Origin of the sequence: Photobacterium sp. GB-210, from assembly GCF_003026075.1 — a bacterium.
GTDB lineage: Bacteria > Pseudomonadota > Gammaproteobacteria > Enterobacterales > Vibrionaceae > Photobacterium.
Genome location: NZ_PYNU01000002.1, coordinates 465,077 through 489,226 on the forward strand (window position 1 = coordinate 465,077; position 24,150 = coordinate 489,226).

Below are 24,150 nucleotides of genomic sequence, written 5' to 3' on the forward strand. Positions count from 1 at the left end.
TAATAGATAAATGTGATTTTGTTTCAATAATTCTTGATTGTGTTACAAATAGTAAAAGACTATTGACAGATAAAAAACATTTAGAGCTCTAAATAATTCAAGTTAATAATCAATCACAAAATCAACGTAATGAATTATATTAATAAAAATTTATTTTTTATTAATAACTCGCATTGCCGTATTCATATTCGACTGCTATTTTTGTACGTAACATTTTCTTTTAACGTCATTTTGACGTTTAATTCATTTTGGAACATCAATGAAGAAGCTCTGGCACTTTCTTATAAAGCCAAGCAGTCGCTATTCCGTTTTAGCAATTGCTGTTGTTTGTGTATTAATTACACTTGCAGGCGTATTTACTTTCCACAAATCGATTGAATTCACTTCTACTAACGAGTTTTGTACTGCTTGTCACTCGATGAAGGAAAACTACAACGAATATAAAACAAGCATTCACTTTAAGAACGCTTATGGTGTTCGTGCACAGTGTCGTGATTGTCATATTCCTGAAAATAACCCAATTGCTTTCATGAAGGCGAAATTGGGCGGTATTGGTGATATCTATAGTGAGTTCATTAGTAAAGATATCGATACACCGAAGAAATTCGAAGAAAATCGTCTACGCATGGCACAGAATGTTTGGAAGATGATGAAAGAGACCAATTCAGCGACGTGTAAGAGCTGTCACTCTTACTCTGCGATGGATCATGCTAAGCAATCACCAGCAGCAGCGGCTGCAATGACAGGCGCTGCAGCGAAAGATATGAACTGTATCGAGTGTCACAAAGGTATTGCTCACCAGTTGCCACATATCAACAACGATTTCCAAGCAACGTTTAAGCAATTAAGCATTAATGCAGCGAAAGCGCCTGAAGCGACAACACTTTACTCTCTAACATCTAAGCAGTTGTTTGTGAAAGATGCAGCTTCTGATGATGCACAAGGTCAATTGTACCCAGCATCAGAAGTGAAAGTTGTTGGCCAAAGCGGTGACATGCTAAAAGTTGAACTAACCGGTTGGGAAATCAAAGGTTCAACAACTGGTATGTTAGTTCAAGATATGGCGAAACAAATCCAAACCGCGTCTATTGATCCTGAACTACAAAAAACACAGAAAGTGTTGAACACACAAACAGCGACTGATGGTCAAGTATGGCAGCAAGTTCAAGTTGAAGCGTGGATGACACAACGTGATATGCTTGCAAGCATCAAGCCTATTTGGGGTTACGGTAAAGAAATCCTAGATGCAAGCTGTAACCAGTGTCACGCAACGCCAGAACCAAAACACCTAACTGCAAACGCATGGGTTGATGGCCTAAAAGCAATGCAACAGTACTACACACTTGATAAGAACGAAGAGCGTGTATTACTTAAATATCTACAAGCTCACGCTAAAGATGCACCAGCAGAATCAGCGGCAGAGCAAGCAACTGAGTAAGATCACTTGCTAAAAAATAGATAGCTTGCGGTAACGCAACACCGAAAGGGAATCTGAGAAATTTCAGGTTCCCTTTTTTAATATATTGATTATTTTCTCTGTTGACCTTGTCTCTTGAGACAATACTTTTATTTTTAGTGTTAAGCCTTTTGTTTCCTCAACAACACTAAATTGAATTTAGTGCCTATAGGGCTTCTTATTAAGCATGTGTACAAACGTTAACGCTGGCTTGAGAGTTGAATAAATAGTAAACATTAAAAAAGGACTGAATGTTTCCACTCAGTCCTTTTTGTGTTTTTCACAATATTAAATACTACGCAGGCACTTCTTGTTTTTTCTCTTTAGGTGCTAGCTGCTCCGCCAGTTTGTGCATTTCAGGGAGCATACGGTGGATCAAGTGAAGTTGCTGTAACACCATACGTACCGAGGTGCAGTCTTCATCACGCCATTGTCCTAAACGCTGATCCAAATCGAGATCTAATGCGGGTGCCTTTTGACATGTGTTACCTGTCAGTTGTGCCGCTAAACATTCTAAGTGGGCGTGAATAATACGGTGCGCTTCAGACACTAACTGATGGGTTTTATCGTCATCGAGCTGTGTTCGGTGTGCACCTAATGCCGAGATATAACTGAGCATGGCATGGTTTAAGGTTAAGAATCGGAAACTTTCATTAGCATCAATTTGGTAACGCTCAGGCTCTGCTAACATATTACTGATCGCCGTATTTAAATGGGCATCAGTATTGTGGGCGTCACGACGGGCGATACGATAGCTTAAACTGTCTTTTTTACCGATTCGGTACTGACCAATAATTTGTGCTAAGTAATCTTTATTGGCATTGATAGCGCCTGACATCGATTTGTGTAATCGCTTAGATTCCCAATCTGGCAAAATAAAGGTAACGGCTAAAACGGCTAATAAACAGCCAATTAAGGTATCGCCTAAACGCGGCAGAATAACAGCATACCCTTCACCTAATTGGTTAAAACAGAATAAGACGAGTAAGGTAATAAATGCCGTTGCCCAGCCGTATTTCACCATTCTAAAGGCAAAGAAAAGCACGCCTGCAGCAACCATCAATACCAGTTGACCTTCTTGTCCTGGGAATAAATAAAGCAGCGGAATACCTGCGAAGATACCTGCCAAAGTGCCAATAACACGTTGGCGTAGTTTTTGGCGAGTCGCACTGTAGTTTGGCTGACAGACAAAAAGGGTGGTCAGCAATATCCAATAACCCCGTTGCAGATCGAGTGCTTGAATACAGCCGTAGCCCACCGTTAACGCTATTGCCATACGTATCGCATGACGAAAAAGTATGGAGTCGGTATTGAACTGGGCGCTGATACGTTTACCTAATTCTTTAAAACCATGCGCTTCGTTATCTGATAACTGAATTTCGTCATTGTCCTCATTATAGGTTGCATCAGGGTTATTGATGTTCATTAACTGACGTTCAACCGTGGCGAGGTTGTTGAATAGGAAATCGAGTTGGATTAACAGCATTTTCCATTCTGGTTTATTTTGGCTATGGAGGTACTGTAATGAATCTTGCAGCTCATTTAAGGCTTTCATGCTTTTTTCATCGTGGGTGTACGATTTCCCCATTGCTAATGCAGTTGAAATATCACGGCAAGCAACGGCTTGAGAACGTAATAAACGTTGGAAACGAAATAGCACATCACTACGGTTAAAGTTGGCTGCTAAATCTTGGTAACGATAATGCGAAGAACTGGCACGTTCATGAATATCTTGTGCCATAAAATAAATTGTTAAGAATCTATCGCCTGTCGTGTTGGGTTGTCCGCGTCTTGCTCGATGTAACAGGGTGGCTTTTGCTGAATTTAGCGCGTTAACGACTCGTGCGTTTTGGCTTGCAGCTTTTAATCGAAGAGGTTGCGGCACTAAGTCGGCAACAGGTTCAAAGAGTTGGCTTTTATGATCTAAATAATCGGCAAACTCGCTAAACACATTAGCAAGGCTGCGTTGTACGGGTTGGTTAGGCCAAAGGATGTGCCATGCTAAGGATAAACAGCCATACCAAAATGCACCGCCTAGTAACAACATCGGCTGGGACCATAAATCGACACTATGATCAGCACCTAGCATGGTGTAAACCGCCAGCAATAATGAAGCAAATGCAATACTTGCGTAGCGTGATCCCATTGCACCTAACATGATGAAACAAAATGTTGACGTGAACAGTCCTAATGCAAAAAAGAGAGGATAAGGGAATAGGACTTCAATCGAAACAGATGCAATTAAAAAACAAAGTAAAGTGAGCGAAAGCGCTTTAATTCTACCGAGAAAATTGTCATCAGTTTCAGCTAGCGCAGCAGCAATAACCCCTAGTACTAACGGTGTCACCTCGCTATTTGAATTGTAATACCAGCAAGGGAGTACGACGCCAACTAACGCAATGAGAACACGAATTGAGTAGTTTATTCTATCGTTCACCCAGTAACGGCGAAAATTTAGATGTAACTTGTTAGTTTGCATATAGATATTAACAATCTTCTGATAAATAATTACAGCGAACGGCTAGAATAACCTTGCCGTAAATTTGATCCAATGGAAGTTCTATAAAGACTTAAATTATTGGGTTATCTAGCTTAGAAATCGGCTTAACGATAACAGAATTTGGTGATAGATACTGCATCGACATCTCATGAAAGAACGTTCGTTTGATAAAAACGAGCAAGTTTTGTTCATTGGTTGAACTTTACTATTGAAGCTGAATCCAAAAATACATTTGTTTGTTCTGCTAGTGGAATTAATAAGTAAATAAATCTTAGAACGCTATGGCATAACAGGAGTTATTGGTACTCTATAGCGATATAAACCCAAGAAACTTGGGTAGACATCCGATCATAGGGTGATTGGACCTTTTCTATTTTAGCTGCACGTTTTTTTACGCGGCTATGTTCAATATTACGCCCATATAAGAATATGGAAAAGTTGGTGAGATAATGCAATTAAGTGCCAGTTGGTTAGCACAATGGTTAGTGCAGGGTGATTATTACAGTATCGCTTTAGATGACAATGCATTGGTTTTAGATAGCCAAGTTGGCTCAGAAGTGATCTCGTTTGACGATTGGGATGGCTCAATTGAAATACATCGTGGTGTGTTATGGGGAGCGTTAGAGCTAACTTCTTCTGATCAGCAATATTGCTGGACTATTCATGGTTTGCCTTGGAGCGAATGTAAGCCGTTTGCCGCTTTTCTTATCCGCACGTATCAAGATTGGGCAAGAAATCGCGTTGATAAATTAGACGCTGTTTTACCTGAAATCTTACAGCGTATTGGCAAATTTTCATCACAGCCGGGCTATTTACGTGGCTCTGAGCATGAATCGTTACATACTTTCCTTCATCAATCGCTTGCTGATACAGATTTAACACCAGAGTTAGCGGCATCATTCCGTCCTCGTAGCTTTGAAAAAATTTCGCCTTGGCTAGAAGAGCATCAAGATTGGGTTGAAGAACACAATAAGACTTGGATTAAACAGCAATCTGAAAAATGGGGCTCATGGTTTGATAGTTTTGAGCGCTCACCATTAAATGATTCTCAACGAGAAGCGGCGTTAATCAACCAAGATCATAACTTAGTACTTGCCGGTGCAGGTACGGGTAAAACCAGTGTTTTAGTGGCTCGTGCAGGTTACTTAATTGCGAGTCAGCAAGCCGTACCTGAAGATATTTTGATGCTGGCATTTGGCCGTAAAGCGGCAGAAGAAATGTCTGAGCGTATGTGTGAGAAAGTCAGTGATCGCGTTAAGGTTGCTACGTTCCATAGCTTGGGCTCGCAAATCATCGCAGAAGTAGAAAAAGAAAAGCCTAATGTCGCCGGTATCGCTATTGATGCGCGTGTTCGTTCAGCATGGATTGCCCGTATGTTGATTGAACAATGGAATAAATCAGCGTCAGCGAGCAAATGGCAACGTCACCTTACGCAATGGCGAGTTCCGGGGTTTAGCAAAGAAAACACGATGGAACAACAGGCTGAAAATGAGCAATTGCAAGCTTGGGTTTGGCGCCATATTGAATTATTAGGTCAATCGACATTGTCGAAAGAAGCGCTAATAGAAGAAATTCAAAATAACAATAACCCAGCGATGCGCCCACGTATGAAGAGCGAATTAGAGTTATTGTGGCCTTGCTATCAAGCTTATCAGCAGTACTTAAAATCAAAGAAACAAATCGACTTTAACAGCATGATTGATGTGGCAACTCAATATGTTAAAGAAGGTAAGTTTGTGTCACCTTGGCGCTTTATTATGGTGGATGAGTACCAAGATATTTCGCCACAACGTTTAGCGCTAATTGAAGCATTATGCGGCCAGAAAATAGAAGGTAAGTCGACACCAACCTTGTTTGCCGTTGGGGATGATTGGCAGGCTATTTACCGCTTTGCGGGGGCTGATGTTAACCTAACGACTGACTTTGAAGGGCGTTTTGGTTCATCTCATATCACTGAGCTATCAACAACGTATCGCTTTAATAGCATGATTGGTGAAGTGGCAAACTTATTTATTCAACAAAACCCAAGCCAAATTAAAAAGCAGTTAACCAGCTTTACGAAACAAAATAAGAAAGCGGTTACCTTGCTTGATAGTGATTTAATGCTGCAAGATTTAACCCGTTTAGCCAAACTTTATGATAATAAAGAAACGAGCGTGATGATCTTGGGTCGTAATAATAAGCAGAAACCAGCTAAGTTTGAGGACTGGAAAGCACAGTGGCCACAACTAAACTTGAAATACATGACATGCCACGCGAGTAAAGGGCGTGAAGCTGATTATGTCTTTATTGTTGATGTTAACAAAGGTATTTTCCCATCTCCAGATCGTGAAACAGGTTTAGCTGCTGTGATGCAACCACGTACTGAAAACTATACTGATGCTGAAGAGCGCCGTTTGTTTTATGTGGCGTTAACACGTGCGCGTAAACATGTATGGGTATGTGCTGGTTCACATAATACATCTTCTTTTATCAATGAGTTAATTGAAGATAAGTACCCTGTAAATAATAAGATTAAACGCATTAAGTAATTATGTAATTGTTAAAAAACCGACCTATTAAAGGTCGGTTTTTTTATTTCTATAAAAGTAAGTTATGGCTTTTATCGTTATTAGCCGACTTTATGAAAACTCACGATATTGTTTGATGGAGCATTGGCATCGATATACTCTTTGACCTGTAATTGCTGCTCATCGGTTAGATATAACCCTAATTTAGTTCGGCGCCATAAGAAGTCTTCGACCGTTTTCACATGTTCATGTGCAATAACATAATCAATTTCTTTTTGGTAAACGCCATCAGCAAATTGAATGCCCATATCGTCAATACAAGTTACGTCTGCCAGCATCTTAAAGCAGTAACTTCCAAATTGTTTTACATAACGAAGTGCTTGTTTATCACTTAGCCATGGGTAACGGTTTTGTAAGCTTTCAGCAAGTTGTTTTCGTGAACAGCTAAAGTTTCCACCTGGTAGGGATTGATTGGCTGTCCATGATTTGCCCATTTGTGGGAAGAAAGGTTCTAGGTGTTTCATCGCCGATTCTGACAGCTTTCGGTAGGTCGTCAATTTGCCACCAAAAATTGAAAGCAAAGGTGCTTGGTCGAGTTCTTGCTCAAGTTCTAATGTGTAATCACGTGTGATTGCTTGTGGTGAATTTGATTCATCATCACATAGCGGGCGAACGCCACTAAACGTCCACACCACATCTTCTCGGTCGAGTTGATCAACAAAGTGTTGGTTTACAATATCAATGAGGTAGTCGATTTCAGTCTCATCAATCGCGACATGACGAGGATCGCCTTTGTATTCCAGATCAGTAGTGCCAATGATTGAAAAGTCATCAAGGTAGGGAATAACAAAAACAATTCGGTTATCTTTGTTCTGAAGAATATAGGCTTGCTCTTCATTATGAATTTTTGGCACGACAATGTGAGAGCCTTTGATCAAACGAATGTTACGAGGCGATGGCGTTTCTAAACCGTTATCAAAAAATTGTTTAACCCAAGGTCCTGCCGCATTAACAAGCGCTTTGGTTCGTCGCTCAAAGCGCTCACCTGTACGTTGATCAACCATGGTAACGCGCCAAATATCCCCTTCTCGTACCGCACTTTCAACTTTGCAGTAGTTAGCAACCTCGCCGCCATTTTCTTCAATAGCCATAATGTTTAATAGCACTAAACGCGCGTCATCAACCCAGCAATCAGAGTACTCAAACCCCACTTTCATTTCTGGTTTAAGTAAACCAGATTGTGCCAGATTAATTTTTTTACTCGCAGGTAAGGTGGTTCGTTTGCCTAAATTATCATAAAGAAATAGACCACTGCGGATCATCCAAGCTGGGCGTAAAAAAGGACGGTGAGGAAGGCGGAATCGCATCGGCTCGGCAACATGAGGCGCTTTTTTTAAGAGCACCTCACGTTCAGCGAGTGCTTCGGAAACAAGGCGAAATTCATAATGTTCAAGGTAGCGTAGACCACCATGGATGAGCTTTGAACTTGCAGATGATGTGGCAGAGGCAAAATCATTTGCTTCGTATAAAGCAACATTTAAGCCTCGACCAGCCGCATCTGCTGCAATACCAGCACCATTAATACCGCCACCGATGACGATGATATCGAGAAGAGGGGTTGCGCTATTGTTTTTAGTGATATCCATAAAACGACCTTAAAAAATGAGCAAACGAACATAAGAGAGCATAATGTAAGCATAACTTAAGTTTCGTTTGTGATCATTTATTGTTTTCGTTTGTTGTTCGTTTTTGCTCGTTTATGTGATTTGTATAAAAAAATGCGCTTTTATATTGAATGAGTTTTGCGATTGTTAGCATGTTTTACTCATTATGGTCATGCTCTGAAACCACCTCAATTTGTAATTGATGTTCATTAATAATTGAAAGAATATTTTCAGGTGGTTGCTGATCGGTAAAGAGTGCATCCACTTGCGAAATACAGCCCAGTTTGACCATCGCATTACGTCCAAATTTAGAGTGATCCACAGCAAGAAATACTCGGCGGCTATTTTCAATAATGGCTTGCTTTACGCGCACTTCATGATAATCAAAATCAAGTAACGAGCCGTCATTATCGATACCACTTATGCCTAAGATGCCGAAATCTAAGCGAAATTGTTGGATGAAATCGAGCGTGGCTTCTCCAATGATACCGCCATCATGATCACGAACTTCACCGCCGGCGAGAATCACTTTAATTTCTGGGTTTGATAACAAAATCGTGGCAGCATTTAAGTTGTTGGTTACAACACGTAGTTGTTTGTGTTGGACACACAACGCACGTGCGACAGCTTCAGGTGTAGTGCCGATATCAATAAACAGCGATGCACCATCAGGGATATGTTTAACAAGACTTGCAGCGATTAAGTCTTTCTCGCTGAAATTAAGTGATTTACGGGTAATGTAAGAGGTATTTTCAGAGCTAAGTGGCGTCGTAGCTCCACCGTGATAGCGACGAATTTTATTAGCGTCGGCGAGTTCGTTCAGATCGCGGCGAATCGTTTGAGGGCTGACGTTAAAACGTTCGACTAACTCTTCTGTACTGACATAGCCTTGTTTTTTCACCAACTCTATAATTTCTTGGTGTCTTGGTATTTGTTTCACTAAAAATTTCCCTGTCTTACTTGGCATTGCCAGATATACATTTAAATATAATGTTATCTATTGTGCTTTAATTTTCCTTTCCATAGAAGTGATTCAATTCTCTTATCTGTATTCAAATAAAAAAGAGCGTTACAAAGAACGCTCTTTTTCTCTTTTATTCGTTTTATGAATAATTAATCTTCGCAATCATGCATTTCTGCCCATGTTTGCGCGCATTTAACTGCGCGTTTCCAACCTTTATAGCGTCGCTCACGCTTATCATCACAAGCGTGGGGACTGAAAGTGCGGTTAATTACGGCTTTATCTTTAAGCTCATCAATATTACTCCAGAATCCGACAGCTAAGCCTGCAAGATAAGCGGCACCTAATGCAGTGACTTCGGTGACTTCTGGGCGCTGAACTTCGGTATCTAATACATCAGACTGGAATTGCATTAGGAAGTTATTGGCTACGGCGCCACCGTCAACTTTCAATGTGGCAAGCTGAATACCTGAATCCGCTTTCATGGCGTCAATAACATCACGGGTTTGATAAGCAATACTTTCAAGCGTCGCACGAATAATATGGTTTGAGTTCACACCTCGGGTTAAGCCAACAATTGTGCCGCGTGCGTAAGCATCCCAATATGGCGCACCTAACCCCGTAAAGGCCGGTACGACATAAACACCGTTTGAAGTATCAACCTTAGTGGCAAAGTACTCGGAGTCTTTGGCATCAGCTAATAGTTTCATTTCATCACGTAGCCATTGAATGGATGCGCCCCCCATAAATACAGCACCTTCAAGTGCGTAGGATGCTTCACCTGATGGGCCACAGGCTAATGTAGTGAGTAGACCATGAGTTGATGATACTTTTTCTTGTCCTGTATTCATTAACAAGAAACAGCCCGTTCCGTAGGTGTTTTTAGCTTGCCCTGGCTCAACACACATCTGACCGTAGAGAGCGGCTTGTTGATCTCCGGCAATACCCGCAATTGGAATACGTGTGCCGCCTTTACCACCAATATTGGTTTTACCGTAGACTTCCGATGAGCGTTTTACTTCTGGCATCATAGAGGCAGGAATACCTAACTCATCGAGCAGCTTTTGATCCCACTCAAGGGTATTGATATTAAATAACATGGTACGAGAGGCGTTGGTGTAATCTGTTACGTGAACGCGGCCTTGAGTCATTTTCCATACTAGCCAAGTATCAACAGTACCAAACAGTAATTTACCAGCCTCAGCATCTTCTCGCGCGCCATCAACATTATCTAAAATCCATTTTACTTTGGTACCAGAGAAATAAGGGTCAAGGACAAGACCTGTATTCTCGCGTACATATTCTTCTAATCCACGTTGCTTTAATTCTTCACAGATCTCTGCGGTACGACGACACTGCCATACAATGGCGTTATAAACTGGCTTACCTGTTTCTTTATTCCAAACAATAGTAGTTTCACGTTGGTTTGTAATACCGATCGCTGCAATTTGATCGCTACGAATACCTGACTGGCCTAATACTTCGACTAAGGTTGAACTTTGGGTGGCATAGATCTCTAGTGGATCATGTTCAACCCAACCCGCTTGAGGATAAATTTGGGTAAATTCTCTTTGTGCGACACTTACGATATTGGCATCGTGGTCAAGAATAACTGCACGAGAGCTTGTTGTGCCTTGGTCTAACGCTACGATGTATTTTGGATCGTTCATGTTTTTGTCCTTTGTTTCAAACTATTATAATTATACTAGGTAGTAGAGGTTAAGCTTGCGTGCGAGCTTCTTCTTCTGTGTTTTTGTCACATTGATTTGGAATTGTACAACCTTGTCCTTGTTGAGGCAGATGCGCTGCAACAACTTTAGGGTATAACCAGCCACCAAAACAGGCGCCAGCAATGGGAGCTAAAATCGGCACAATAAAGTAAGGAATATCAAGGCCACCTGTCAGTGCTTTATCCCAACCGGCGAAATAGGCGAACAACTTAGGGCCAAAATCACGCGCTGGATTCATAGCAAAACCTGTTAATGGACCTAAAGAGCTACCAATTACGGCAATTAAAATTCCGATAAGTAATGGATTTAAAGCACCACGGGATGCGCCATTATTTTCATCACCAAGGGCTAAGATGGCGAACATCAATACTGCTGTGATCACAAACTCGACAGCAAATGCGCCGAAAAATGACAGACTGGCATGTGGGTAAGTCGAGAAGATCCCTGCGGTTGCCAATGCTTCATTACTGCTTCGTACAAATTGATGGGTAATTTCATATTGGGTAAAGAGGTTGCTATATAGGGCATAGATAAGCGCAGCAGAGCAGAAAGCACCAAGAAGTTGACTAATAATGTAAGGTGCGACTTTCTTTTTATCAAAACCGTGAAATGCAGCAAGAGCAATAGTAACGGCTGGGTTAATGTGAGCGCCAGACACGCCTGCAGTACAATATATGGCTATAGTGACACCTAATCCCCAGATAATACTGGCTTCCCATTGACCAAAATCAGCGCCTGTTAATACTAAAGCGGCGACACAGCCGACACCAAAAAAGATTAACAAGCCTGTACCGATAAATTCAGCGATACATTCGCCGAGTAGTGAGGGGGCTTTCGTTATTGTCATTTTAATTATCCTTATTATTCACATCGAATATTATTGTCTGGGAGCACGGCATATCTTCTACAATATTCGACATTTCGAAAACAAAGAAACATTAAAAGTGAGCGTTCGAGCATTAAATGAAAATAAAATGTATTTGTTTTGTTAAATGGCTCATATTTTTTAAACGAATAAATCCATATAAAAATATAAAACGAAAGGTGTTATGCGTATTTATATCTTTTATGAAGGTATGAAGTGGCGAGTATTGATGAGTTGTCGTCATAAAAAAGGACTCATATGAGTCCTTCGTTTTTGTTCTATTTGAAAGCTTAGTTAGGGATTAACATACACAATCACTTTACCGCTATGTTTTTTATTTTGAATATTAGTGAGTGCGTCAGGAAGTTTGGGAAAAGGGACGATTTTTTCTACCATACTTTTAAGCTCACCGTCAGCAACAAGTTCACTGAGTTTATTACCAATATCTGCAAGATGAGCAATATGTTCTGGTGCTCCGTGGGCATAGGTGCCATGTAAAGCCACTTCATGGATACTTAATGCTTTAGTCGTCGCTAATAGCGGCACTTGAGTAAACTGATCGGCGACCATCACAATATGTCCGTTATAACGGATTAGCGCGCTCATAAGGCTACCGGAACGTGCAGAGACACAGTCGATGACACCATGCAGCATTTGATCTTCAGTTAGATTGATTATCTCGAGGGCAATATTTTGCTCTGGCGAGAGTACTGCATCAAGTCCATAGCTTAATAAGCGTTGGTGGTGTTGACGTTCAGCAATCGCATAAACTGTCGCCCCTGCTTTTTTTGCAAGTTGCGCTGCAAATCCACCGACTCCGCCACCGGCTCCTGTAATAGCAATACGTTGGCCTTTCTGGACTTGTAATTTGTCGTGAACGGCTATCCATGCACTATATCCAGCACAGGGTAAAGCGGCGGCGTCAGTGAAAGATAAGGTAATAGGAATACGACTTGCGGCAGAGGCTTTGATGCAGGCATATTCGGCAAATCCACCTGCAGTTCGAGGATCGGCAAAGAAGATGACCCTGTCACCGATTGAAAATTGTTTCACATTCTCGCCTATACTTTCAACCGTTCCCGCAACATCTAATCCGATTATCTGAGGATAATTCCATGTTGCGTAACCCCATTCTGTTAATTTGTAATCCATGGGGTTTAACCCTACAGCCGCGACTTTTATGCAAATTTCGTCTGCGCTAGGAGTAGGCTTATCGGTTTCTTCGAGAGATAGTGCGCTTATTCCATTTGGCTGTTTTAACATCCACGCTTGCATTGGCAACTTCCTCTACTACATATAATCTATTTAACAATATAACGCATTACATGTATTTTCGTCATTTAGTTGAAGCAATTGTGCCAAAACGGAAGGGATTTCAATTAATTGTTACTTTCTCGCAAAGGTGAGGCTAATTGAGCCTTTTACGATGAAGGCAAAAGGCTAAAAGTAACCAAGGATTAATTGATACGCTCTGCTAGGTAAGCATCGTAATCAGGAACTTCAATACTGACTTCTTGATCGAGAAGCGGTGAGGTGATCATGAAGTTTGCGCTAGCACGGTTAGTCGCAACAGGGATATTCCATACTGCTGAAATACGGAGTAACGCTTTTACATCTGGGTCATGAGGAACGGAATTGAGTGGGTCCCAAAAGAAAATCATCATATCGATTTTTCCTTCAGAAATCAGTGCGCCTAATTGTTGGTCTCCTCCCATTGGACCACTGATTAAGCAAGTGATCGGTAAACCTATTTCTTTTGATAAGAGGTGTCCTGTTGTACCTGTAGCGTATAGCTCGTGAGATGCCAGTTTATCTTTATGTTCTTTAACCCAACGAAGTAGATCAACTTTACAGTTATCGTGTGCAACGAGGGCGATATGTTTAGAGGATGCCATTGTGCGGGTTGTTCTGTGCATCATATTTCCTTGCTAAGATGTTCTGATCGTAATGATGAAATAAATAGATATCAGAACCTTATAAATGAGTAAAACACAATAATCTAATTCTTAGCGGTGATACAAATATTATATTTGAGAACAAAATATCCTGCGTCAAAGAACCTAGGACGCAGGACAAAGCATTATTGTTTTACATGGTGGTCTTTAACATAAAAAGAAGGGCGGAACTCAGCGGGTGATAACGACTCTGCAATCACTTTTTTAGGTAAATATTCTGGTGTGAGATTGACAATTGAAGGTGCAATATCGAGTACGACTGGCTTATGTTCAAGATAACGAACAGCTTGGTCGATAGATAGCATGGCTTGTTCCGCCATTTTATCGGTAGGGGCAAATAATATGCGATGACGTCTTAAGCCTCGATAAACACCATGACTGAGGTAAGTTGATACAATTTTTATGTTGTGAATATCGTGAGTACGTAACTCACTTATTGCTACTTCTGCCGCCACAGCGCCACCAACAATGTAGTTAATATCTTCTTTCGATGCGAGGATTTGCTGAATCAAATTTCGTTGTAATTCTTTACTGTTATCGGCCCATAAGGTTGTCACAATTTCTACATCGCTGTTTTTAATCGCGTCTTTAAAACCACGAGATACAGGTTTGGTACCACCTTGGAGTTGAGGGCCTGGTAGCCAAGCGACTTTTACCACACCTGAACCTTTCGGGTGACGTTTAGCCAGGTATTCACCTGCAACTTTACCCATGTCATACCAATTTACGCCTACTTTGGCTTTCACATGTTGGCGAATATCAGGATCGGTAAAATCAATATTGTTCGTCATTAAAAATACAGGCGTATTACCAATAAGTTTAGAGAGTATTCCGTTATAGGCTTCGTCATCTACAGTGCCTAGAATAATCGCATCTGCACCCCATTGATGGCATTTTTGTAGCTGCAATGTTTGCTTATCTAAATTGGGATAACCGCCAGCTTCCATCACTTTTAATGTAATGCCTAATTTTTTTGCTTGTTTAACCATTCCATAATTGATCGATAACCAATATGAATCTTTTAAATGCGGGTAAACTGCACAGATCTTCCATGGCTTAGTAACGGAAGTTAAAAAATTATATTGGACTTCAGTTGCTTTTTTATCTGCCTGAAAAGGAGGTTGATAGGAGATCACTTCTTGTGCAGAAGCTGTTTGGATGGAAAGTAAAAACAAAACAAAACAAAAAATGCGCATTTATACCAACATTATTTTAGGTTTAAAGTCATATCGCTGGCAAAATAGTAGCGCTTTATTTTCTCTTGTGAAATAGCGAGCATACTGAGCAACGACAGATATACGATATTATATACCTAAGTAACCTTGAGATGTTCAATTGAGTGACAACACGCGGCATTAAATGCTTGAAGTCACTTTGGTATATATGGGTTGCAAACATTTTGATGTAGAGATTATTTATGACGTTTACCCTAAAAGGTATCGGAACGAAATTGTTAATAGCCTTTTCAGCAATGGCTAGCTTGATGATTATTGCAGTAATGATTGGTGTCGCAGGTTTTTCATTAGTGGCTAAAACTGAGCGTACGGTAATTAATTCTGCCGTGCCTGCATTAGCAGAAGCGCGTCAGTTATCAGATTTAAGTTCTCGTATTATTTTTAATGCACAAGTATTGGCAAAATCTAAAGCAGAATCTGAACGTATGCGACAAGGGCGTGCGTTAACCATTCATATTGAAGCATTAAATCGAAGCTTGCATTCACTTGAACAATTTTCTTTTGATCAACCGTTAATGGTGAAATTAGAAGAAGATGTAAAGCGCATTGTTGATAATTTAGCATTATTAGGTTTACTAGTAGGGCGTCAGATCGATCTTCAAAGTCAGTTAGATAAGCTAACAACAGAGATGACGAAAGCCACCCATCAAATTGATAATTTATCTCAATCTCAGGTTTCAAATGCCAATACCATTGCAGTGGCTAACGTGTCTCGCATCTATGATTTAGTTGCAGATGGAAATAAACCTGCTGTCTATAAAGCATTAGATAGTCTCGTTGAAGTGGATATGGACTTATCTGAACGTTTATTTGAACTGCGATTTTTATCGTTACAAGTGATCAATATGCTGGATGATTCTAGTCGTATTGTTGATATTAAATCTCTCGTGGCGCTTAAAAAACGCTATAACGACGCGGTAGGTATCATGAGTCAGCGAGTTAAATCCGTAGAAGATCCTAGCCGTTCAGAACAATTAGTTGAGCTAACTACTCAGCTTAATCGTGGCCGTTTGTTGTTTGGGGTTATTGAGCAACTAATTTATGCAAAGCAAGATGTCGAGCGCCTTGATCAACAAAATTTGGTGTTATTCCAGCAGTTAAATAATACCGTTGATGACATTATTGATGTTGCTAATGTGAATACTCAGCAAGCGGTTAAACGTGTTGATCATACTTTAACACTTGCCCGAAATACGTTAATAGTGATCTCTGCAATTGGTTTATTGGCGTTAGTACTCATTATGTGGCGATTTGTTTATGCAAGGGTGATTTGCCGTATTAACGAATATAGCCGTGCGTTATCAGCTTTAACCCGAGGGGATTTAGGGGTCAGAATTAACGTCAAAGGGGATGATGAATTAGCGCAAATGGGGCGAGCTATTTTAGTGGCTCGTGACACCGCTAATGAGCGATATCGTTTGGCGCAAGCAGAGTCAAAAGCTCGGCAAGAATTACAAGAGCATAAAGCTAGCCTTGAACGATTAGTTGCAAAACGTACTGGCGAGCTTGAGAAAATAAACAGTCGCTTAAATGAAGAAGTTTATAATCATTATAAAGCGCGCGATGAAGCCGAAAAAGCAAACCGCGCGAAGTCTTCATTTCTTGCAACTATGAGCCATGAGATCCGAACACCAATGAATGGTGTCTTAGGTACTGCATCGTTATTAGCAGATACACAATTAACATCACAACAGAAACGCTATCTCGATGTGATAAACCGCAGTGGTGAAACCTTACTTGATATTTTAAATGACATTCTTGATTACTCGAAAATTGAAGCTGGGCATTTAGATATAAGGCCAAGTAACTTTTCCGTTGTTCGGATGGTTACTGATGTGTCTAATATGTTAGAAGGGCGAGCGTTTGCAAAACGTATTGGTCTTGAGTGCCATATTTCACCACAAGTTGAAGGAATATGGTTTGGTGACGAGAGTCGCATACGTCAAGTGCTAGTAAATCTCGTAGGTAATGCGATTAAGTTTACAGATACGGGCAAAGTTTCAATTTTTGTCGAGCCTCATCCCGACATGCCAGATGAATTGCTGTTTTCTGTAAAAGATACGGGTATTGGTATTGATGAAGAAGAGCAAAACCTTTTATTTAGTGCTTTCCAGCAAGCAGAAGCAGGACGAAAATCCATTGAAGGTACAGGTCTAGGCTTAGCAATTAGCAAACACATTGTAGCGGCAATGGATGGTGAAATTGGTTTAGAATCAGTAGTTGGTGAAGGGAGTTGTTTTTGGTTTGCATTGCCTCTTGAGCATGGCGAAGGGAATTTAGAAACCGATGATAAAAGAGTGATTATGCGTTCTGCTCATATTTTGCTGGTAGAAGATAACCCAGTAAACAGTATGGTTGCTGAAGGTTTCTTAACTCGTTTAGGCCATACTGTTGTCACGGCTGCTGATGGTGCTGAAGCTGAAGAAATATACAAAAAACAACGTTTTGATATCGCGTTATTAGATATTAACTTACCTGATACTGACGGTGTTCAGTTACTCAGTCGTTTACGCCGCTTAGAAGATAATAGCCATGAAGCATGGGAAGAGCCGACGCCGATGGTTGCGTTTTCTGCTCATGTTTTTCGTGAAGAAGTGGAGTTATATTTAAATGCTGGTTTTGCAGGATTCTTACCTAAACCGTTAGTTGAAAAGCAGTTGATTGATACAATGAGCAGTATCTTAAAAGGTGAGAAACGCGTGATTATCGAAAAAGGTATTGGAGAAGAGAGCGTGGAAGTGAAGCCAACAGAGAATACGATTCCACTATTAAAAGAGTCCGTATTAGGCAGTGATCTTCAAGTATTGGGCGAAGCGCAAGTGAAGCAGCTTATTCACTTATTTGGAGAATCATCGAGCTTAACGTTATCAAAACTACATCAGGCTATTGATGATAAGAATTTATCTGAAGTGGCTAAACAAGCGCATACCTTAAAAGGTGCAGCTGGAACCATGGGGCTAATGCAACTTCATCATATTTGCTCTGAATTTGAAAAAAATGCGAAAGAAGGTTCAATTAAAAGTTTAGATCTGAGCTCGCTACAAAAAGTCTTTGATCAATCTGTCGCGATATTAGAAACCACCTTTATCAGTGCATAATCAAAGCTATTTAGATGAGAAAAGGGCATATACAGTGCCCTTTTTTAATGTCTATGAAACGTTCAGTACTATTTAGTTCCTATTTGAAACGATATCTAGATCAGAAGAGATAGCAGCGCTAGCTGATCAGCATCTTCAACAAGGTCAGACAGAATGTTATACCTGTAGCGGAAACAGCGGTTATTGCGACACCGACAATAGTGAGAGATCGCGATAGGTGGTGTTGAGAGAATAATCGTAACTATTCTAATTAGAGTAAAGTTATAGCCTTGCTGTTTTTCATACACGATTACTTGTGATTGTTATCAATAGCGTTACAAGGTGTGCAAGATGCTCAACCTTTAAAGACGAGGAAAGATGAAATGATAGGAGGTGTATAGTGATGTGGAATGATTTTTACGTGATAAAAAATAACCCCGAGAGCAAAGCCCTCGGGGTTAAAAAGATTACTTAGAGTAATTAAAAATTACTTCTTAGCGTTCTTTTCTTTCTGCTCAGCGATTACTTTTTCAGCAACGTTTGCAGGACATGGTGCGTAGTGTGCGAACTCCATAGAGAACTGACCACGACCAGAAGTCATTGTACGTAGAGAACCGATGTAACCAAACATTTCTGAAAGAGGTACATCAGCCTTGATACGAACGCCAGTTGTACCAGCCATTTGGTCTTTGATCATACCACGACGACGGTTAAGGTCACCGATAACATCACCAACGTGATCTTCAGGAGTGAACACGTCAACGTGCATGATTGGCTCAAGAAGCTGTGCACCAGCTTTAGGCATAGATTGACGGAATGCGCCTTTCGCTGCGATTTCAAATGCTACAGCAGATGAGTCAACTGCGTGGAATGCACCATCAACAAGCTCAACTTCAACATCAAGAACAGGGAAACCAGCAAGAACACCAGTATCCATCATGCCTTTGAAGCCTTTTTCGATTGCAGGCCAGAATTCTTTAGGAACGTTACCACCGATTACAGATGATGAGAACGTAAAGCCTGAACCTACTTCACCTGGCTTCATGATGTAGTCGATCTTACCGAACTGACCAGAACCACCAGACTGTTTCTTATGCGTGTAGCTATCTTCAACAGGTTTAGTGATAGTTTCACGGTAAGCAACCTGAGGTTGACCAACGATAAGGTCTACACCGTATGTACGCTTAAGGATATCAACCTTAATGTCTAGGTGAAGCTCACCCATACCTTTAAGGATTGTTTCACCTGAATCTTCATCAGTCTCAACTTGGAATGATGGATCTTCTGCAACCATCTTACCGATCGCGATACCCATTTTCTCAGAACCGCCTTTATCTTTTGGAGATACAGCGATTGAGATAACTGGTGTTGGGAAGATCATTGGCTCAAGAGTACACTCGTGCTTAACATCACATAGAGTGTGACCAGTTTGAACGTTCTTCATACCAACGATAGCGATGATGTCACCAGCTTGCGCGTAAGTAAGTTCGTTACGATCGTTAGCTTGCATCTCAACCATACGGCCGATACGCTCAGTCTTACCAGTTGCACTGTTAAGAACTGTGTCACCTTTGTTCAGTTTACCTGAGTAAATACGAACGAAAGTTAGGGCACCAAAACGGTCATCCATGATTTTGAATGCTAGCGCTTTGAATGGTTCGTCAACAGAAACTGTTGCAACTTCACCAGTTGGCTCACCAGTTTCTGGATCTGTTAGTGGCTGTGGATCTACTTCTGTTGGAGAAGGTAGGTAATCAACAACAGCATCTAGTACAAGCTGCATACCTTTGTTTTTGAATGCAGAACCACAGAATGTTGGGAAGAAATCACAAGTACGAGTACCTTTACGGATACAACGCTTGATGTCTTCGATAGAAGGCTCTTCACCTTCCATGTAAGCTTCCATTAGGTCGTCATCTTGCTCAACAGCAGTTTCAACAAGCTCTTCACGGTAAGCTTCAACATCATCAACCATGTCAGCTGGGACGTCTGTGATTTCGTAGTTTTCTGGAAGACCAGTGTCATCCCAAACGTACGCTTGACGGTTTAGAACGTCAACAACACCAACGAAATCATCTTCACGACCGATTGGAAGTGTCATGATTAGCGGCGTTGCGCCAAGTACACTTTTAACTTGGTCTGTAACGCGGAAGAAATCTGCGCCCATACGGTCTAGTTTGTTAACGAAGATGATACGTGCAACTTCAGATTCGTTAGCGTAACGCCAGTTTGTTTCAGACTGAGGCTCAACACCACCAGAACCACAGAATACACCGATACCACCATCAAGTACTTTAAGAGAACGGTAAACTTCAACTGTGAAGTCAACGTGTCCAGGAGTATCGATAACGTTGAAACGGTGATCTTTCCAGAAACAACTTACAGCTGCTGACTGGATAGTAATACCGCGCTCAGCTTCCTGTTCCATGAAGTCAGTAGTAGATTCACCATCGTGAACCTCACCAGTTTTATGGATTTGACCAGTTAGCTTAAGGATACGCTCGGTAGTAGTAGTTTTACCCGCATCAACGTGGGCGAAAATACCAATGTTTCTGTATTTAGATAAATCTGTCATTGTTTTTCTCTATCAACAATTACGGTCACATGTGAGGTCGCGGATTATAGCACTACTTATATCAACCAGAACATAGCTATGCGTAATAAAATCGTTATTCGCTTGCTTTTTACTCTAGCTGTTAGGCTTGTTGCCCATTTACACAGCAAATCAAGCTACAAAAAACAAGGTTAGTTCAGGTTTTTAGGAATTGTAAGTTGCTAAAGTTATATTTTTGTCATGTTTTTTGGGATGAGATTCTTATTCTTTATTTTCTTTTCTTTCAGAATTTGTGAACATTTAGATCTTTACTATCAATGATTTTTATCACTTTTTTACGAAGTACTGTTCTATTCGCTCATTTTTTTCCTTCATATTGTAATGTGGGGTAGAATTAGAAATATATTCCTTTTTGTTCTCTTATTTGAGTTATCGACATGTCTGAAGAAATTGAAGTTGAAGCAATTGGTGTTGAAGTTTCAGCTCAACCTATCGAATTATATAAAGTGTTAAAGATAGCCAACTTAGTCAGTGGTGGCGGTGAAGCAAAATATGCCATCTCTGAAGGTTATGTTGCAGTAAACGGTGAGCTTGAATTACGTAAACGTTGCAAGATATATGACGGTGATGTGATTGAGTTTAATGGTGAGTTTTACGTTGTGTTGTGCGACCAGCCAGTACAAGAAAAAATGATGCGTGTTGCAGAGGAAAAACCAAAAGCATCTCCTAAAGCGGCGTCAAAAAAAGCAAATAAAGCTGCTGATAAGAAAAAGAGTACTAGCAAACCGAATATTGCAGGAAATCGTTCTGTTACCAAAAAAGCGGCTAACAAAGCTGCTGATGTAAAACCAGATACAGCGACTGGTCGTAAGCCAATTAGTTTTTAAACTAAAACATTCTTATAAACAAGGCGCGCAATGACGCGTCTTTTTCTTGCCTGATTAATGAGAAGGGATGATGAATAAACAATTTATTACACTAGGTCTAGTGATTAGTTTTAGCTGTTTTAGTGGAAGTGTGTTGGCTGCAACTGTTTCATCGCTAACAACAGCTGAATGTCAGGCAATGTCAAAAGTTGGCGTGATGTCGAGCTCGGCACCAGTACAGTGCCAACGTTTGAAAAAAGTGACATTTAAATATCGTGATTTTTCTAATCGTGTTCACACTAATGGTCAAATTATTGTAATGGATGCAACAGCGCCTTATGTGGGTAAAATTTTCGATGAATTATATCAACAAGGATTTCCAATTCATAAAGCGGTTCCGATTGAAAAATATCGCGGTGATGACACGGTATCGATGACAGATAATAATACTTCTGCTTTTAACTATCGCCCAGTAGAAGGGACGAGTAGTTTATCGCTTCACGCCTATGGTGCAGCGATTGATTTAAATCCGGTGCAAAATCCATTTGTGACTTTTGCACGTGCAGGTCAGGCAAAATATAGCCCCGTAGAAGGGACAAAATATGCTAATCGTGAAATTTATCGTTATGGTAAACCAGATAGAAAAGGGATGGCTGAAACAGTCGTCGATATTTTTGCACGTAATGGCTTTTTATATTGGGGTGGTTTTTGGAATTCGCCAATTGATTATCAGCATTTCCAATTATCTAAAGATATGGCAGTAATGATGTCGCAGATGACAGCACAGCAAGCAACACTGTTCTTTAAACGTTATGTTGAGTGGTATAACAGTTGTAGTCGTATGTACCCCAAAGCCTATAGCCAGTATAAGTTTAATGATTACACTAATTACCTGAAACATAAGCTGGGTGTGTCTTCGATAAGTAAAGCGTATCAGGCGAACCCAAGTAAGGTTATGGCGCAGATTGAGCAAGTCCCTTTGCGTTCAGAGATTTGTGTTAAACGTTAATATTAATCGTGCAGCCTTTAGTTGGTGCTTTAGGCTGTATTTCTCCACGATTATCGTAACTACTGAAAGTTATAATGGTAGAGATTTTTTTCTCTGAGTTTTCTTGGTTAACCCGAGGTTGGGTCGGCGGTATTTCGGCTTGCGCATAACGCATTTTTTTTGCGTTATTATTTACTAAATATACGGGAGCGATAGTAAACGTTGACATATGGCCTCCACAACTTAGTTTTATTTAAGATGTACAAGGTTAATAGGTGGTTAGATGTCATTCAACGTAGTGGCTGTTAGGATATGGTCATTTGTTGGTCAGAGGAATGTTAGCTTCTTGTTCTTTAAGTAAATTAGTTTAACTTTGTGAATGTCATTAAAGCTTGAAGAAGTAAACGGCAGCTAAGAGCTACCGTTTTATGACAGAGCTTTTTATGTCAGAGCTTTAACAATGTTATTTAGGTAAGCCTTCTGCAATAGGATTGTTTTTATCTGCACTCCATTGATACCACCCGCCATCAAAGACACTGATATCTTTCCATCCCATAACATAAGCATAGAAAAATGCCTCAGATGCTCGCCAACCAGTACCACAGAAAAAGGCGACTTGTTGGTTTGGTTTAATATTCCATTTCGCCCATTGTTTCGCGATGAGGTAACCACTTTTCATTGTGCCATCAGGGTTATTAAAATCTTGCATATGGTAAGAGTCACTTCCAGCGTGTCCCCATTTTGCCCCTTCGATACGACCTTTAGGCTTGATGTAATCATAGCCACTGGTTTTTCCAATGTACTCTTGCCAAGTACGAATACTCACGAGTGAATGGGTACTTTGGGATTCTTGTAGTATTGTTTTTGCTTGCTGGAGATCCGTCAGGTATTGAGGGTTTACTGGAATCGTTTTACCAAAACTCACATCGTCGTGGTTTTCATTAATGAAAGCTTGGGTAGGGTAATGCGCGTTTTCCCACGCATTCCAGCCACCATTGAGTAGTCGTACATCTTCAACGCCGGCATACATTAGAAAGTTAGCAAAGCGTGCTGCTGACATATTATTACGAGCATAAACAATAACAGTGGTGTTATAACGAATACCTAAATCAGTAATTACTTTTTTAAGATCATTATCACTGACTTTATTCCACCAAGGCTTGCTTTCAATATCATTAGTATTGACGTATAGCGAGCTGGGGATATGTGAAAGCAAATAAGTTGACGGTGGACCCCATTCAACTTCAACAATTTTATAACCGTGTTGTGGTGCATATAATGGTTGCTGGTGATTGATTAGCTGATCTAACCATTGTGCAGATACTAAATGTTTAAAGTTTTTAAGTGTTTTAAGTTTGCCTACATAGTCTGTAACGGGCTGATTAATTGTCGATATAGTACTAAAACCTTGTTGCTTGAGTGCTTCACTCATTGCCGTCGTTGAGGTTTTATCACCATACAGTACGGTTGGTACTTTCGGAGATAGCTGACGATTTTTAAGTAAGCTTGATAGCTGGGGCGGCGTTAAAAGAGTGAGCCATTGACTATCAATATTGACGGCATGAGGGATATGACCACCTCGGGTAGCATCTCCCTTTGGCCAACCGTTGAAGTAATTGCTGTCTCGACAATCAATAATTTGTATTGCTTGTTTCGTCTGCTGAGCTTGAGCTAGTTGCTCAAAGGTTTGAATAGGAGGTGTGACAGTGTTTGCTGCCGCTAAACATGGCATGCTAATCACAAAAAGGCACGTAATAAAAATTTGATTTAAAGAGCGCATAGAGAACCT

At 40.6% G+C, this 24,150-nt stretch carries 16 protein-coding genes; 5 read left to right on the forward strand and 11 right to left on the reverse strand.

All coding sequences use genetic code 11. The features are described from left to right. Positions 1 to 259: 259 nt before the first annotated feature. Positions 260 to 1,438, forward strand: coding sequence for a pentaheme c-type cytochrome TorC (torC, locus tag C9J38_RS05665; protein ID WP_107206238.1), 1,179 nt, complete (start codon positions 260 to 262; stop codon positions 1,436 to 1,438). A gap of 313 nt (positions 1,439 to 1,751) precedes the next feature. On the opposite strand, the gene yccS is transcribed toward torC, so the two are convergent. Next, on the reverse strand, positions 1,752 to 3,935 hold the full coding sequence (gene yccS, locus C9J38_RS05670) for a YccS family putative transporter (RefSeq protein ID WP_107206239.1): 2,184 nt from the start codon (positions 3,933 to 3,935) through the stop codon (positions 1,752 to 1,754). A 470-nt stretch (positions 3,936 to 4,405) separates the two neighbouring features. Here yccS and helD point away from each other — a divergent pair, with 470 nt between their 5' ends. Beyond that, positions 4,406 to 6,487: a DNA helicase IV gene (helD, locus tag C9J38_RS05675; RefSeq protein WP_107206240.1), complete on the forward strand. Its 2,082-nt coding sequence runs from the start codon at positions 4,406 to 4,408 to the stop codon at positions 6,485 to 6,487. Between the two features lie 80 nt (positions 6,488 to 6,567). Here the strand turns inward: helD and glpD are convergent, their stop codons facing one another. The 7 genes from glpD to torT all read right to left on the reverse strand — a co-directional run bounded on the left by glpD (position 6,568) and on the right by torT (position 14,837). Then, positions 6,568 to 8,112 (reverse strand): glycerol-3-phosphate dehydrogenase, encoded by a 1,545-nt coding sequence (gene glpD / locus C9J38_RS05680; RefSeq protein WP_107206241.1) that lies wholly within the window; start codon positions 8,110 to 8,112, stop codon positions 6,568 to 6,570. 175 nt (positions 8,113 to 8,287) lie between these two features. Beyond that, positions 8,288 to 9,070 (reverse strand): DeoR/GlpR family transcriptional regulator, encoded by a 783-nt coding sequence (locus tag C9J38_RS05685; RefSeq protein ID WP_107206242.1) that lies wholly within the window; start codon positions 9,068 to 9,070, stop codon positions 8,288 to 8,290. A gap of 173 nt (positions 9,071 to 9,243) precedes the next feature. Beyond that, positions 9,244 to 10,761 (reverse strand): glycerol kinase GlpK, encoded by a 1,518-nt coding sequence (gene glpK / locus C9J38_RS05690; protein WP_107206243.1) that lies wholly within the window; start codon positions 10,759 to 10,761, stop codon positions 9,244 to 9,246. 49 nt (positions 10,762 to 10,810) lie between these two features. Continuing rightward, a complete protein-coding gene (locus C9J38_RS05695; protein ID WP_107206244.1) occupies positions 10,811 to 11,668 on the reverse strand; it encodes an MIP/aquaporin family protein in 858 nt (285 codons plus the stop codon). A 312-nt stretch (positions 11,669 to 11,980) separates the two neighbouring features. Further along, the gene (locus C9J38_RS05700) at positions 11,981 to 12,961 is read right to left on the reverse strand and encodes a zinc-binding dehydrogenase (protein WP_107206245.1); all 981 of its coding nucleotides are present in this window, start codon (positions 12,959 to 12,961) and stop codon (positions 11,981 to 11,983) included. 182 nt (positions 12,962 to 13,143) lie between these two features. Beyond that, entirely contained in the window at positions 13,144 to 13,602 is a 459-nt protein-coding gene (locus tag C9J38_RS05705; RefSeq protein WP_107206246.1) for a methylglyoxal synthase, read from the reverse strand. A 164-nt stretch (positions 13,603 to 13,766) separates the two neighbouring features. Next, the gene (gene torT, locus C9J38_RS05710; RefSeq protein ID WP_107206247.1) at positions 13,767 to 14,837 is read right to left on the reverse strand and encodes a TMAO reductase system periplasmic protein TorT; all 1,071 of its coding nucleotides are present in this window, start codon (positions 14,835 to 14,837) and stop codon (positions 13,767 to 13,769) included. A gap of 221 nt (positions 14,838 to 15,058) precedes the next feature. On the opposite strand from torT, the gene torS reads away from it, so the two are divergent. After that, the gene (gene torS, locus C9J38_RS05715) at positions 15,059 to 17,974 is read left to right on the forward strand and encodes a TMAO reductase system sensor histidine kinase/response regulator TorS (RefSeq protein WP_107206248.1); all 2,916 of its coding nucleotides are present in this window, start codon (positions 15,059 to 15,061) and stop codon (positions 17,972 to 17,974) included. 466 nt (positions 17,975 to 18,440) lie between these two features. On the opposite strand, the gene fusA is transcribed toward torS, so the two are convergent. Beyond that, positions 18,441 to 20,528, reverse strand: a complete 2,088-nt coding sequence (gene fusA / locus C9J38_RS05720; RefSeq protein WP_107206249.1) for an elongation factor G — start codon at positions 20,526 to 20,528, stop codon at positions 18,441 to 18,443. Between the two features lie 416 nt (positions 20,529 to 20,944). Between fusA and C9J38_RS05725 the strand changes: the two genes are divergently transcribed. Next, a complete protein-coding gene (locus tag C9J38_RS05725; protein ID WP_107206250.1) occupies positions 20,945 to 21,394 on the forward strand; it encodes an RNA-binding S4 domain-containing protein in 450 nt (149 codons plus the stop codon). Positions 21,395 to 21,461: 67 nt separating this feature from the next. After that, complete coding sequence (locus tag C9J38_RS05730; protein WP_107206251.1) at positions 21,462 to 22,382, forward strand: M15 family metallopeptidase; 921 nt, start codon at positions 21,462 to 21,464, stop codon at positions 22,380 to 22,382. Here C9J38_RS05730 and C9J38_RS05735 read toward each other — a convergent pair. Continuing rightward, complete coding sequence (locus C9J38_RS05735; RefSeq protein ID WP_107206252.1) at positions 22,372 to 22,590, reverse strand: hypothetical protein; 219 nt, start codon at positions 22,588 to 22,590, stop codon at positions 22,372 to 22,374. The genes C9J38_RS05730 and C9J38_RS05735 overlap by 11 nt on opposite strands. Before the next feature lie 234 nt (positions 22,591 to 22,824). Then, the gene (locus tag C9J38_RS05740; protein WP_233218479.1) at positions 22,825 to 24,093 is read right to left on the reverse strand and encodes a rhodanese-like domain-containing protein; all 1,269 of its coding nucleotides are present in this window, start codon (positions 24,091 to 24,093) and stop codon (positions 22,825 to 22,827) included. Between the last annotated feature and the right edge of the window lie 57 nt (positions 24,094 to 24,150).